Here is a 13,630-nt window from a genome sequence, read left to right as displayed (position 1 = left end):
CACAGACTTTGATGAAAGACATTACATGATGACAATGGAACCTTTACAAACAAATACAAAATCTAAGGATAGCCAACTTATTGACACTAAAGTTCACTGAAAGTAAGAAAGCCCTTCACTAATAAGTTGGATATTTTGATACTTCCATCATAAAACAAAAAGCATGAAAATCACACTCTGATTTTCATGCTCGGATTTGTTCCCTTTCGAGACAATTACATTTCCAATAACGACTTTCTCAAACAAAGTTGGATGAAGTCGCTATCATCAAACAATCGTTATATACCCTTTGACATCCGTTCGATTTATGGTTTCTGAATCACCATTAAATAGCGATGTTCATTAGATAATACATACCCCTTAACATCCAATTCCTTTTGTAATTCAAGCAAACCCTCAAACGATCTTTCAACATTGAAATTTTCAAACTCCCACTCAATAATATGAGCATAATAAGCAACCGCACCAACGTCATAAAATTTAATCCATGCATCTTTCTCATCGGCTTCAAGAACATTAAAGCCCAACGATTGTGCCATCTCACATTGGTACGCTAAGGCATAGGTCAGGTTCACCGATTCATATGCACAGCCTAGACGTTTGGCTAATACACGACTGTTACGGTATCCTACTTGTTGAGTAATAAATATACCTCCAGATTTGAGAACCCGCTTCACTTCGTCCAAGCGAAAACTTTCTTGACGGTTGATAATAATATCAAAACTTTCATCATCAAATGGCAAAACATCATCCGCCGCCACAAATTCAACGCGGATTCCGAGCGGTTTAAGTTTTCGTTTACACAATTCATAATTAACAGGGTAGCCTTCCGTAACAGCCGTAAGCTTTGGTGCATGCATAAACTGTAAGAGCACATTGCCATCACCTGTCCCCATATCAAGTAATCGATCAGTTTGCTTTAAATGTGCGTTAACAATTGCCTCATAATTCCATGGTAAGGGTTCCATTTCCCAACGACCGTCAAGATAAGAAAAATCCCATCCCTCAATCGTCTTTGACGCTTCTTGTTTCCAAATATGTTTTAATGTTTCTTCTTTCATATGCTTATCCTTTCGTAATATTATCTTTGTTACGATACGATACATACGACCTTTTCTCGATACGTTGTCGCGCTTTATCGTATCGAGTTTTTAATTCGTTTCACAGGATATCCTCCATTACATTAAATTATATCACACCTTGTTAGAAATCTAATAAACGTTTAATGTACTCCGGATCTTCCATAATACGTCGATACAGTTGGATAAATGGGACATCCTCGTATTCAACAAGGGATGCTGTGTTTTCCGTTAACTGTACAATTTGTGCATCTGGGAATGCCAGCAAAATAGGACTGTGTGTCGCGATAATGAATTGTGAATTATGGCATTTAACTAATTCATTTATTTTAACCATTAGTGACATTTGTGATTCAGGACTCAACCCCGATTCGGGTTCATCAAGAATATAAAAACCGTTATCATTAATCCGTTCCATAAAAATAGTGAGAAACGATTCTCCATGGGAATACTCATTTAAAGATACTCCTCCGTAATTGGCCAAGGTTTCTTTTCCCATCTCTGATAATTTCGACGTTAAATTATACATACTTTCTGAACGTAAAAAATATCCATCTTTTGGTTTGGAAACTCCATTTCTTACCAATGTAATGTATTCATACAACTGTGAATGTGTGGATGTCGTTTCAAAACGTACGTGAAGGGAACCTCCTTCCGGATTGAACCCATATGCCACAGCAAGCGCTTCAATCAGTGTTGATTTGCCCACACCATTTCCACCGACAATAAACGTAATCGGAGCTGTCAGTTCAATATTTTGAAAATCCAGAACGCCCTTGAGATTGAACGGATACTCATGATGGGGCATATCATTAAAACGAATTCTGCGCAAATAGTTCATCTTAAACACCTCTTTGCGTTAATTATAACAAAATCATGAAAGATAATAAATCGTTACTCACGTTATGTCCCCTCACACCACCCTACGTATTGTTTGAGATACAACTTGTCATACCCATTGCATAAAAAAAGGATTTCTTTGCGAAATCCTTTCAGTCCTCAATAATTTCTTGCACACGCCCCACTTGCCCATCAACAAGCATTACTTTAATACCATGGGGATGATTCTGAGAGTTGGTGAGAATCCGATCCACATAGCCTTCTGTTAGTGTTCCTGTTCGTTGGTCTTTTTTCAAAACAACGTTAACATGGGCACCAATTGTTATATCTTTACGATTTTTTCCGTTCATTTGTATCTCGCTTTCAATAATGTTATCGTAATTATAACACATAGCTTATACGTAAAGAAAAAAGATCATTCACTTTGTTTATTCCACTCATGTTTTTAAGGACTCAGTAATTACAGTGAATGAAATTATTAAGATCGTTTCACTAATACTTGGTACACGGAAGGTTGGGAGCAGAATTACTTGAAAATGCTTAAACCTTTAACGGCTTTTAAGGTCACACACACGTCTTCATCTGTTTTTCATCTCTTAACGATGTATATAACCGCTATGCAAGACTTAAAACTGATATACTTTATTTACGGAGGAACCTATGAAAAAAACATATACTTTGAATAATGATTTAGAAATTCCTGTTATTGGTTTTGGCACATGGCAAACACCCGATGGTGATATTGCTGAACAATCCGTGCTCGATGCACTCGAAGCTGGATACCGCCATATTGACACCGCTGCCATATATGGTAACGAAGAAAGCGTTGGTCGTGCAATTATTAAAAGTGGCATTCCACGTGAAGAGCTCTTTATCACCACAAAACTTTGGAATGACGCTCACTCTTATGAGGGAGCTCTAGAAGCTTTGGATACGTCCTTGAAAAAACTTCAATTAGATTATGTTGATCTATACCTTATTCACTGGCCAAATCCACTGCCTCTACGTGACAAATGGGAACAAGCAAATGCGGCTGCGTGGTCCGCAATGGAAGAGGCCTATCGTGCTGGTAAAGTAAAAAGTATTGGTGTATCCAATTTCCACCCACATCACCTTGACGCGCTTTTAAAAACCGCTGTGATTAAGCCAAGTGTGAATCAAATTTACTTAAGCCCAAGCGACATGCAGGAAGAGCTTGTGGCATATAACAAACAACACGGTATTTTAACTGAGGCATACAGCCCGCTTGGTACTGGTAGTATCTTTGAAGTTAAAGAACTGCAAGAAATCGCTCAAAAATACAACCGTACTGTTGCGCAGGTAGTTCTACGCTGGTCGATTCAACACGGCTTCTTACCGCTTCCAAAATCAGTAACTACAAGCAGAATTATTGAAAACCTTCAAGTATTTGATTTTGAGTTGGATCAAGAAACAATGACTTTTATCGATTCGTTGAAAGGAACGGCGAAAGTTGCACTGGATCCGGATACAATTGATTTCTAAAGAAAAAAACTGAGTCTAAAAACTCAGTTTTTCTATGGTTTACTCACTTATAGATTTAACAACAATGTGTAAAAAATCTTTTACTATTGAAGTGCCACACCGGGCTTAGTGCCTACTCCAACCAATGAATATGCCTTTATTATCTTTGATTATGTTTATATTGAACTTCATGTTTCAATCAAATCAACAGATATTTATAATTGGGTGGGTTGCAAATTTTTGAGTCAGAATCATTTTGCCTTAACATTGTACTTTAATAATCAAATTCTTGGCTTCAATTAATTCCATAAGTGTTACTGAACACGAGTGAGCACATTTAAATCGACAACATGGTCAGCAAGCGCAATCAAATCGGGATCATGAGTGACTACAACTAATGTTTTTCCTAATGTTTGGAGCTCTTTGAGGAGTGAAAAAATTATATGTTTATTATAGTCGTCTAAACTTCCGGTGGGTTCATCGGCTAATATGATTTCACACGGTTTAAGTAAGAGCCGTGCGATGGCGATACGCTGTTGTTCACCACCAGAACATTGATAAACCATTTTATTTTCAAAACCTTCAAGACCTACTTTTTGTAGAGCATCACGTACCCTTTCCTTTTTGTTTTTTACCTTAACAGAATCTAAGGCAATATTAAGATTATACAAAACTGATTTTTCTGGAACCAGTGCAAAATTTTGAAATAGGTACCCAATATGGTTACGCAATATTTGAGTCGCCTGTAAGGAAAATGGCTTTACGTTTTGATAATCTAAAATCTTTATATTGCCACAATCTGGAATATCCAAGAGCCCTATCATATTCAATAATGTACTTTTCCCTGATCCCGAAGCGCCTGAAATAACCGTAAAACTATTTTGAGGAATAACAAGTGAATAATCTTTAAAAATGACACGGTCTCCAAATGATTTGGTGATGTTATTGAGTTGTATCATCATTACGAATCTCCTTTCAGCATGGCTAACATGCGATTTCGTTCAAAGCGCTTTAGATAGTATAAAGTATAAAGGCATTCCGCAATAAGCAGCACACTAAAGCATAACGCTAACAAAGACACATTGATCATCGGAATAAACTCAGTGACCGCTTGGGCACGCTTAATGACAATCAAACTAAACGGGAGCAGTAACGTTAATAGGTTTATTGCTATAATGAGTCCATAACGTTTAAACCACCGTGTACCGTGGATATATGTGATTGCAAGCCACGATCCCTTGTGACTGATAAACACTTCCAAAAGCAATGTCATAAAAATAGTTGAGAGTAAAAGCGTTGCAGCAAGTATTGCGACAAAACGATTACGATACTGCTTTAAAAATACTGTATCAGTTTCAAAAACATCTTCAAGATTAACTGTTTCAGGCTTAATCATATTCTCCGCAATGGCATCAACAAACCCATCAAATTGAGTTTTTTCATCCTTAGATGCGAAGATTGAACCGGTTGTAATAGACTCAATGTCCATTGTATCCGGCTTAACGATTACGAGAATTGGTTCGTTAATGCGAACATTCTTACTGGTACCATTAAAAGATGGAAGAACAATCGTGGGGGTTTGTTTGACGCTGATTATTTCTGCATCAACCATCGGAACATCATGGCGTGATTCCGGTACGAGGAGTGTATTTTCCTTCAAGTTGGCAATATCAAGAACATGTTCATCTACAACAACTGTTTCATGTTTAAGTGCATGTCGATTGGTAACAATATAATCATAACTGTCATGTCGATTCATGATATGATCACTGCTTATATAACTGAGCCCGTATTTTTCAACTAATTCAAATACCGCTGCATCATTTTTAGTTCGTTCGACTGAACTTGTGTTATATCCATAGTTAATTGAACTTACCATGCTGCCGGTTTTTAAGATTTCATTCTGTACGAGCGCATGATGATAGTTGCTAATATTTTTATAATCCACAAAAGCATCCATTAAAGGAACCATAAGGACCATTATTGCAATTACTTTAAAACATGGAACGAGAATTCCAATAAAAATGTTTTTTGTGTTTTTTTTCAATCTTGTCACATTAAGTGTTTGCATCTGAAAAATAAAAATTATTACAGATAATAACATCATCAAGCCTAAAAAACATCCGGAAATCTTGGTAAGATTACCTAAAAAGCGAAGTGTCACCTTATTATAAAAGCCAATTGAAATGACGCATAGAATCACAAATACCCCAACAAAGAGTGCTGCGTTGATAAAAATGGTTTTGAGATAGAGACGCTTAAATATTATAAATGGGTTGTTGCCATGAAGGCTTCGAATCAAAACTTCCCGTTCTCGAGCAACATTGATTCCCAATAAGATGGTAAACAAGGAAAAAAAAGAAATGATTAATAAGGGGTTTGGAAACTCCAAGGGATTTGTAAACAACGTCAAATTCATATATTGATCCAGCACACTTGTCGAACCATCTTCACCGATTATCATGCCACAGAAATACTGTGGTTCGGCTACATCACAACTGTAATGTTCCTTTAAATAATCGTTTACTAACGTCTCTTTAAAAGACTCAACCCTTTCGGGTGGAATAAAGAAAATGAGTCCCACAATTTGATCTGATGGGAATGATTCTCCCTTTAACAACGCGATTGGATAATAATTCACTTCTGAATTGAAAGAATCACTTTTCGGAATACCTTCATGCCGGTCAAACTGTACCACATAAGCGTATGCGTCTTTATTTTTAATACTATTGGAAATATAACGTACTTCATTTTCCGCTTTAAAATTTAGATCACTAAGATCTCGTGTTATAGCCAGGTGTGCAAGTGCTTCTGGTTTTTCGGTCGATACGTAATAGTTTACGGATTGATTTGAATCGGTTACTGCAACACCATCATACGGAATGCCTTGGAATAAAGAAAATATAAAGTCTACAAATTCAGCTTGAGTTCCATTAAACGATTCCGAACTCAGACTCATTTTCACCACATGCATCGTATTTTCTAGTTGTTCCTGCTTAAACAAGGTCCATTGACTACTTTTGTATCCCTGATTAAATTGTGTAAAAGATATTGTAAAGAATAGAAATGCTGTAATTACAGTGAAAACAGCCCCCATTTTTTTCATTCAAATCCCCCCTTTTAAGCTTTGATAAACTTTATTATACTGATGATACTATTTGATAAATCATACGCGATTACACCTATTGAAACAATTGTAATTTCGCAATGTGACAATATAGTACTACTTTTTAATCTTTCAAAGAAACTGAACGCGATTAAAGCAAGATTTTGAAACTCTTATGTGTTCAATCTTTGAGTATATAAAAAGACACGCTGATGCGACTGATATTAGTTCAGTTCCATAAGTGTGTCTTTTTATGGTTGCTTTGAGTTCTTTCTTTTCTTTTATGCAATATCCATGATTACATTTTTTTCATATATTGTTAAGATTGTATCTGTGATACTTTCGATGTGATGATATTCATGACTCGTAAAAATAATATTTCGATGTTCATTAATATACATGTTTATTAAATTTATTAGAACCTTTGTTGATTCTTTATCGAGCGCATTAAAAGGCTCATCTAATATTATCAAGTCTGGTTGTTCCATAAACGCCTGAATGATGCGTAACTTTTGTTTCATCCCTAACGAATATGTTCTATATAACTTATGAATATTGCTATCCATCTCAAAGGCGTGGATTAATTCATTGAGATAATTTTTATCAGTAATTTTACGAATATTCATCAAGTACTCAAGATTCTCCATACCTGTGTAATTCTTGATGAAATGTGAATCATTGATTAAAACTCCAACACTACTTGGGAAATCACGATGAACACCTAAGGTTTCACCGTACACTTCAATTGTTCCTGAGTTAGGTTTCGTATAGCCACAAATCATCTTCATGAGAACACTTTTCCCTGATCCATTCTCGCCGACCAAACCAACTTTTTTTCCGGTTGGTATTTCCAATGATATATTTTCAAAGACTTGTACGTTCTTAAATCGTTTCGATACATTTGTTATCTTAATCATAATACTCTCCAATCTTTTTCGAATAACTCCAGTATAAAATTAGGGTCATAACAATTAAACATACATAGATTGAGATATACCGTAAATTTATGTCATATGTGTCAGGCATCACAATCCAATGATACCTGCCGATGAATATATCCGTTATTAACAAAATAAATAAAGTAAATAATTTATAAATGGATTTGGATCCATTTTTTGTCGTTATGTTTATAAAATTATAGAACAGTTTTAATAATACCATCAATAGCGATATCTTAATGCCCTGTAACAAAAGCTCAAATAGAACATTAGGGGACAAATTGAAACGAACTTGTTGAGTATTTGAAATAATTACTAAAATTGCTCCGTAACCCATACTAATGATGAGGGAGTTTTTTAAATATTTCGAAAACAGATAGAGCCAATAATGGCTCACATTTTTAAAACGAGACATCATGAACATATGAATTGAGGTATCCTGTTCACTGGTGATATCCGTATATAGAAACACGTAATATACAATCAAGTAAAATAATCCAATGATCATTAAATCTTTAAAGTAAATTTCCATCTTACTAAAAGCGGCTGAGTTCATAAGGTAAACCTTATACTCATAATATATTTGTGTTTCCAAGGTTTTAACAATCTGCTGGTTAATCAATTGTATAAAAGCAAAGATCAGTAATGGGGGGAACACAATGCTTGGTAAAATTTGTTTTAGTTTACTAAACTTCATAATGACGACAACTTACACAATATAGTACTACCGATATGATAATCGGAACAAGCAGTGCAGATAAGTACATAATTGTATTCGGAAAACTATATGCTCCCGAGACAATCAATGCCGATGGATCTAACAAATATCTGAAAACAGAATCATAAGGAACAAATAATGCGCTTGAAATTGAAAATGCGATAAAATAAATCGTAAATGACATTGAAACCATTGGCAAATTGCGGAGATAAGGTGTTATAAATCCATATGCAACGCCGTAGATAAATGGGACGATAAAGAATACAAAGATTCCCCATAATAGGTGATATAACCTACAGTGATTTAAAAAGAAATCTTTCGGAAGCCACTCAATAAATAGTTTAACTGGAACCCCAAATTGTATGTCATCTGCAGTCACTTTGCTACCCACGAGTGAGGCAAATATATAGAAGATTAAATATCCCGCAAAAATTGATATTGATACTTTAACTGATTCTTCAAAAATTTTTCGACGCATGAACTTAGAATATCGGTCAAATCGATAACACTCAAAAGAGAACTCATTATTTTTCTTTAAATAAATGTTAATCCCAACGACACTGATAAAAAGCGGAAGCAATATTTGAAATAAATTCGTGCCCCAAATCATCATACCTATGTAGGACCCTACACTATTATGGAAAAATCGCCACCAATTATTCTCACCTCCAAAGTCCACCGCATCATTCCCTGTAAACTTAAAGCCGTTTTGGTACCCTTCCCAAAGTGTTGAAAAAGTGCCATATTCGCTTTCAAGTGAGATAAAAAATACAGATGAAGAGATCAACGCGATAAGAAAGTAATCACTATTTTTTCTTAAGAATTTCGGTAACATTATTTTCATTCTATCTAAAAACACCACTTCTAAGGTCTCCAGGAACCTGATACACGAGTTGCTTTAAAATCCCAAATATGTTGGCGTCGTGCACGCAAATCGTATTGAACCCCTTTAAGAGTATCTGTTCCTGTGATAGTAAAACATCCATAATCAGAATTCGCAAAAAACACCTCTCTTTTAAGAGCATCCGTTTTCGCTTCATGTATTGAGAAGTACATGTTAATTCCTTTAATAGAAGAAGCATCCCATTCAATACCACTTTGGCTATTTGTTTCTTTATCAACGACACTAGATACTTTCGCTCTATTTTTGTTCACTTTCCCATTAAAACCATAATAATAACAATTATAGTCTGTTGGTTCAGCGGGTTCATTTGCCTGAACCGATAAATCTACAATGTTTCCTAACAACATCGTAAAAATCAAAAAAACCGATACACAAAATGTTTTTCTCATAATCACCCTCCATTCTTTTGTGTACACAAAAAATATATCACAAAATAATCTAATTTTTTACTCCGCTATTTCGTATCAACTACACGTTTTTTTTTAGGAAATAATAGATTTATTGCATAATTTGAATTCGGATAGCAGTATCTTATGATAGGAATGGAAATAAAATATTAATATGATTAAAGCTTGATAATCCTTAGATTATATAAATCATCCCCTGACATTTTAGAAAACTGACATAAAAAAAGTGTGAAAACATCACACTAAGTATACGTTATACATTACTTATCATTTATTTTGCTGAAGATGATTTGGGAAAATCCATATTTGAATCCAGCACCTGATGCGACATTGATGGACTGCATATGCGTGAACTGCGTTCCATATGTAATCATAAAATTGGGAAACCGATTCATCGCTTCCGTTGTAATCGCTTTGACCAACCGTTGAGCATAACCTTGATGTTGGTACTCCGGTAAAATGTTGATGCCGATTTCTAATGCATTCTGACCATTGTGATTGATTCCTGCCATCCCTGCGATAATACCGTCAATCTTAAGAGCTGCGCCCAGAATATCAGGATCTTGTTCTTCAAAACAGAAACATTCAGAAAATGATGGATTGTCCTTGAATTGAAGTATTTCATCGCGATCATAAAACTGAATGGCATCATCGTAATAGGACATAAAAGGATCAATTGGAACATAAAAAGGAGCATAATTTGTAATCGTATAACCAAATTGGTGAAGTAACTGTTCGAGGGCTTTCATATTACTCACTTCACCAAACCACTGAGCATTACATCCGTGGTATTTAGTTTCAAGCATTTTTGTAAGTTCTGGATTTTCAGTACGACATAGCAGATAACCATCTTTCACAATAATGGTGCCATTACCTCTTGACCAATACCGCATAGCATCTGTGGAATCAGAAGTCACAAAATAGTGTTTATTCAAAGATTCTAATCTCTGATTCATGTCGATTTCTAACTGTTTAATTAATAGACTTTTTCGCATAGAAACTTCTCCTTTTTAGGCTATAGAGACTTGTAATATTTCTTAAATTTTTGAAATAGGAAATACAAGTATTAAGATAACATGATTATATCACAGCCATTTAAATTCACAAAAAAGGCCTAAATAAACTTTAATTTTTTGAATTACTACAGTGTTTTTGAATATAAAAACACTACGTTTTTGAATATAAAAACACTACGCAGAATAATAGAATCACTTTCAGCCATATCTTAATTACGCAACCCTTCCAACTTCTATATATAAAAACATCCCTTATAAAGCTAAATAACAGTCACTAGGTATAACTCACGATTCCTTTTTTCAATCTTGCCCTCACAAATTAATGCATTAATTGCCCTACTCATGGTTTCAGGTGTGATTCCTAACGAACTTGCGAGATCTTTCTTAGATAGCGGAAGTCTAATGCTTCCTTCTTGATTTGCATAGTGTTGAAGCGCTTTTAAAACACGATCTTTTGCTGGCACTAAGCTCTCAGCAATCACAAGATCATCTCGGCTAGCAATACGCTGTATCAAAGAGTCCATCATGGACAACATCATCGTTTCATCACGTGTCATAAGTACTCGAAATGCATCCAAATCAATTGTGCAAATCGCACTTTCTTCTAATGCAACGATATCATACTGACTTTCCTTGGATCGTAATAACGATGCTTCCCCAAAATAATCACCGGGATAAAGGATACTCAAGATGCGCTCTTTGCCATCTTCATTGAGCTTACGCAGCTTTATCGAACCACGGTGAATAACACCCAATGTTTTGATGACATCACCTTCAAGATAAATTGCTTCATCCACGTGATAATGTTTGGGTTCAATGAGATCGGATATCGCCTTTAAACGCGATTCACTGAGATCTTTGAATACTTGTACTTTTAATAAACAACGGTTGTATGAATCCATTTTATCCTCGCAATCTCATTGCATTCGCAATGACAACTAAAACCGATAATTCATGAATCATCATGCCAAGCGACATGGTGACATGTGCAGAGAGTACACCTGAAAATAAGAAAGCAACAGTTAAAAGGGCAACTAAAATATTTTGATACATAATCTGTCGAACTTTCCGCGCCAAACGAAACATCTTAGGGAGTTGATTTAAATCACGTTGTGCTAAGATCATATCAGCACATTCCATAGCGACACGATTTTCAGATCCGCCCATTGATACGCCTAAATCGGCTGCAATTAAAGAGGGCGAATCGTTCATTCCGTCCCCCACCATCATAATATTTGGGTGCTCCTTAATGATTGCGAGTTTTTCTTTCGGTAACAATCGGCTATGTACGTGTTCAATATGTACCTTCTCTGCAATACGCTGAGCACTTTGAGCATGATCGCCCGTTAACATCATAATTTTATAGTCGTTTAATTGACTGAGGGCTTCAGGGGCTTCAGGTCGCAGTGTATCTTCTAAAACAACAATACCATAGAGTTCCTTTTCTGTCCCAACATATACTGCACTTGATGGAACAGAAGGAACCGAATAAGGAAATAAACGCTCTTGACCAACTAAATAATGGACTCCCTCGATATTGCCTGTAACACCCATTCCATCAATGACTTTAAAGCAAGATACATCTTTTATAGGTTGCGTGTTCACATCTAAAATAGCTGCAGCCATAACATGTTCCGAATAATACTCTAAGGAAGCCGCAATCTGTAAAACGGTTTGCGGCGAGCGCGTAACCGATTCAACGTGAACAACCGTTAATGCATTCAATGTCAACGTTCCAGTCTTATCGAATGCAATGGTATCAATACGATTAAGCTTATCAAAGACATCGATACCCTTGATAAGTACATGATTTTTTAATGCATTACTTAAAGCGACCGATGATGCAATAGGAATTGCAATCACCAATGCACCTGGACATGAAACAACTAACAGCGAGAGTGCCATGCGCATATTATGCGTTAGGACATAAGTAACACATGCGATCCCAATGACCATGGGGGTATAGTATTGGGAAAAACGATCAATAAAATTCTGTACCGCTGATTTTTGATTTTGAGCATTCTCAACTAAGTCAAGAATTTGCCCATAAACCGTATCTTCACTGACACGCTCGACTATTATCAGTAAATACCCTTCTTTGAGTATTGAGCCCATATATACCTGGCTGTCAATCATTTTTTGTTGCGGAATCGATTCACCCGTAATGGAAGCCTCATCAACACTCGCAATACCTTCATAAACACGACCGTCGACTGGAATTACATTCCCAGCAACAACTTTGATGCGCATGCCTTGAGTGACATCACCCATTTCATATGCATAACCATCTGCACCGATAACCGTAGTCGGCATCGAATCAATAAGTGTATTCACTTGTAATTGTGTTTTATAGAGTGCGCGCGATTCAAGGTGCTTTCCAAAAACATATAAAAATGTGACCGATGCGGCTTCCCACGGTTCTCCAATCAACAACGACCCGAACGCTGCAAGAGTAACCAGTAAATCAATGCCAACAATACGGTAACGCAAATTTAAAATACTTTGAAGCGAAAAGTAGGAAGCATAAAAGATTCCTACTAAACCAAAAATAATTTGTGATACGACAGTGTCTTGATTTATAATCCGTAATACAAGTGCAAGACCAAATGGGATCCACTTTTTATCGAAGCGCAAACCCTAACTCCTCTATACGCTTTTTAATACTATTTGCATCTACTTTCGCTTCGTCATATGAAACACGCACTGTCGATGTGTTAAACCCAACATCAACTCGATTAACACCCTTCAACTGACTAACACCCTTCTCAATTTTTGTGACACATGACGGACACGTGAGTGTCTCTAGTCGTATTTTCTTTTCCATAGTCTTTCAACCTCCATAATGAAAGTATAACGGTTTGAAAAAGTGCATTCCTTGACCTAGATCAAGTGTGAAGATAATGGAGTTTATTTGAAACAAATTATTGTTTCGAAAAATAATATAGAGCGTTTCTTAATGTATTCCATTCTTCATTACTTCCCAAAACGTTTATGGTATAATTGTTTTAAAGAACAAGCCTACTTTTTCTTAAAAATCTGACTCAATATAATAATTCAAGTCCTTCATATAAAGGCTTTCTTACGGGTTACGTAAAAAGTATCGCAAACACTGTTAACTAGCGAATGAATGAAACATGAAT

Annotated in this window: 13 protein-coding genes; 1 reads left to right on the top strand and 12 read right to left on the bottom strand. The window is 35.8% G+C overall.

Annotated elements, in window-relative coordinates:
- Positions 1-305: 305 nt before the first annotated feature.
- The 3 genes from B096_RS0101655 to B096_RS0101645 form a co-directional block, all read right to left on the bottom strand.
- On the bottom strand, positions 306-1,061 hold the full coding sequence (locus B096_RS0101655) for a class I SAM-dependent methyltransferase (protein ID WP_018579043.1): 756 nt from the start codon (positions 1,059-1,061) through the stop codon (positions 306-308).
- Between the two features lie 142 nt (positions 1,062-1,203).
- Positions 1,204-1,920, bottom strand: coding sequence for an AAA family ATPase (locus B096_RS0101650; RefSeq protein ID WP_018579042.1), 717 nt, complete (start codon positions 1,918-1,920; stop codon positions 1,204-1,206).
- 151 nt (positions 1,921-2,071) lie between these two features.
- On the bottom strand, positions 2,072-2,269 hold the full coding sequence (locus B096_RS0101645; protein ID WP_018579041.1) for a YwbE family protein: 198 nt from the start codon (positions 2,267-2,269) through the stop codon (positions 2,072-2,074).
- Between the two features lie 310 nt (positions 2,270-2,579).
- On the opposite strand from B096_RS0101645, the gene B096_RS0101640 reads away from it, so the two are divergent.
- Positions 2,580-3,422 carry an aldo/keto reductase gene (locus B096_RS0101640; RefSeq protein ID WP_018579040.1) on the top strand — a complete coding sequence of 281 codons (843 nt, stop codon included), beginning with the start codon at positions 2,580-2,582 and terminating at the stop codon, positions 3,420-3,422.
- Between the two features lie 293 nt (positions 3,423-3,715).
- On the opposite strand, the gene B096_RS0101635 is transcribed toward B096_RS0101640, so the two are convergent.
- From B096_RS0101635 to B096_RS0101590, 9 genes are all read right to left on the bottom strand, one after another.
- A complete protein-coding gene (locus B096_RS0101635; protein ID WP_018579039.1) occupies positions 3,716-4,363 on the bottom strand; it encodes an ATP-binding cassette domain-containing protein in 648 nt (215 codons plus the stop codon).
- Positions 4,363-6,507: a hypothetical protein gene (locus B096_RS0101630; RefSeq protein ID WP_018579038.1), complete on the bottom strand. Its 2,145-nt coding sequence runs from the start codon at positions 6,505-6,507 to the stop codon at positions 4,363-4,365. The genes B096_RS0101635 and B096_RS0101630 overlap by 1 nt, the downstream gene beginning before the upstream one ends.
- Before the next feature lie 281 nt (positions 6,508-6,788).
- Positions 6,789-7,424 (bottom strand): ABC transporter ATP-binding protein, encoded by a 636-nt coding sequence (locus B096_RS0101625; protein ID WP_018579037.1) that lies wholly within the window; start codon positions 7,422-7,424, stop codon positions 6,789-6,791.
- 707 nt (positions 7,425-8,131) lie between these two features.
- Positions 8,132-9,007, bottom strand: coding sequence for a hypothetical protein (locus B096_RS0101615; RefSeq protein ID WP_018579035.1), 876 nt, complete (start codon positions 9,005-9,007; stop codon positions 8,132-8,134).
- Positions 9,008-9,027: 20 nt separating this feature from the next.
- Positions 9,028-9,456 carry a hypothetical protein gene (locus B096_RS0101610; RefSeq protein ID WP_018579034.1) on the bottom strand — a complete coding sequence of 143 codons (429 nt, stop codon included), beginning with the start codon at positions 9,454-9,456 and terminating at the stop codon, positions 9,028-9,030.
- A 278-nt stretch (positions 9,457-9,734) separates the two neighbouring features.
- Positions 9,735-10,469, bottom strand: coding sequence for a GNAT family N-acetyltransferase (locus B096_RS09735; RefSeq protein ID WP_018579033.1), 735 nt, complete (start codon positions 10,467-10,469; stop codon positions 9,735-9,737).
- 281 nt (positions 10,470-10,750) lie between these two features.
- A complete protein-coding gene (locus B096_RS0101600) occupies positions 10,751-11,392 on the bottom strand; it encodes a Crp/Fnr family transcriptional regulator (RefSeq protein ID WP_018579032.1) in 642 nt (213 codons plus the stop codon).
- Between the two features lies 1 nt (position 11,393).
- Positions 11,394-13,124, bottom strand: a complete 1,731-nt coding sequence (locus tag B096_RS0101595) for a heavy metal translocating P-type ATPase (protein ID WP_018579031.1) — start codon at positions 13,122-13,124, stop codon at positions 11,394-11,396.
- Complete coding sequence (locus B096_RS0101590; RefSeq protein WP_018579030.1) at positions 13,111-13,314, bottom strand: heavy-metal-associated domain-containing protein; 204 nt, start codon at positions 13,312-13,314, stop codon at positions 13,111-13,113. The genes B096_RS0101595 and B096_RS0101590 overlap by 14 nt, the downstream gene beginning before the upstream one ends.
- Positions 13,315-13,630 lie beyond the last annotated feature (316 nt).

The organism is Erysipelothrix tonsillarum DSM 14972, from assembly GCF_000373785.1.
Taxonomy (GTDB): Bacteria; Bacillota_I; Bacilli_A; order Erysipelotrichales; family Erysipelotrichaceae; genus Erysipelothrix; species Erysipelothrix tonsillarum.
The sequence above is the reverse complement of the archived record's forward strand: the minus strand, read 5'-3'. Positions and strand labels throughout refer to the sequence as shown.

Bases quoted from the DNA above. Each gene is read 5' to 3' on its own strand.
- B096_RS0101655 (WP_018579043.1), bottom strand. From the start codon at position 1,061: ATGAAAGAAGAAACATTAAAACATATTTGGAAACAAGAAGCGTCAAAG.
- B096_RS0101650 (WP_018579042.1), bottom strand. From the start codon at position 1,920: ATGAACTATTTGCGCAGAATTCGTTTTAATGATATGCCCCATCATGAG.
- B096_RS0101645 (WP_018579041.1), bottom strand. From the start codon at position 2,269: ATGAACGGAAAAAATCGTAAAGATATAACAATTGGTGCCCATGTTAAC.
- B096_RS0101640 (WP_018579040.1), top strand. From the start codon at position 2,580: ATGAAAAAAACATATACTTTGAATAATGATTTAGAAATTCCTGTTATT.
- B096_RS0101635 (WP_018579039.1), bottom strand. From the start codon at position 4,363: ATGATGATACAACTCAATAACATCACCAAATCATTTGGAGACCGTGTC.
- B096_RS0101630 (WP_018579038.1), bottom strand. From the start codon at position 6,507: ATGAAAAAAATGGGGGCTGTTTTCACTGTAATTACAGCATTTCTATTC.
- B096_RS0101625 (WP_018579037.1), bottom strand. From the start codon at position 7,424: ATGATTAAGATAACAAATGTATCGAAACGATTTAAGAACGTACAAGTC.
- B096_RS0101615 (WP_018579035.1), bottom strand. From the start codon at position 9,007: ATGAAAATAATGTTACCGAAATTCTTAAGAAAAAATAGTGATTACTTT.
- B096_RS0101610 (WP_018579034.1), bottom strand. From the start codon at position 9,456: ATGAGAAAAACATTTTGTGTATCGGTTTTTTTGATTTTTACGATGTTG.
- B096_RS09735 (WP_018579033.1), bottom strand. From the start codon at position 10,469: ATGCGAAAAAGTCTATTAATTAAACAGTTAGAAATCGACATGAATCAG.
- B096_RS0101600 (WP_018579032.1), bottom strand. From the start codon at position 11,392: ATGGATTCATACAACCGTTGTTTATTAAAAGTACAAGTATTCAAAGAT.
- B096_RS0101590 (WP_018579030.1), bottom strand. From the start codon at position 13,314: ATGGAAAAGAAAATACGACTAGAGACACTCACGTGTCCGTCATGTGTC.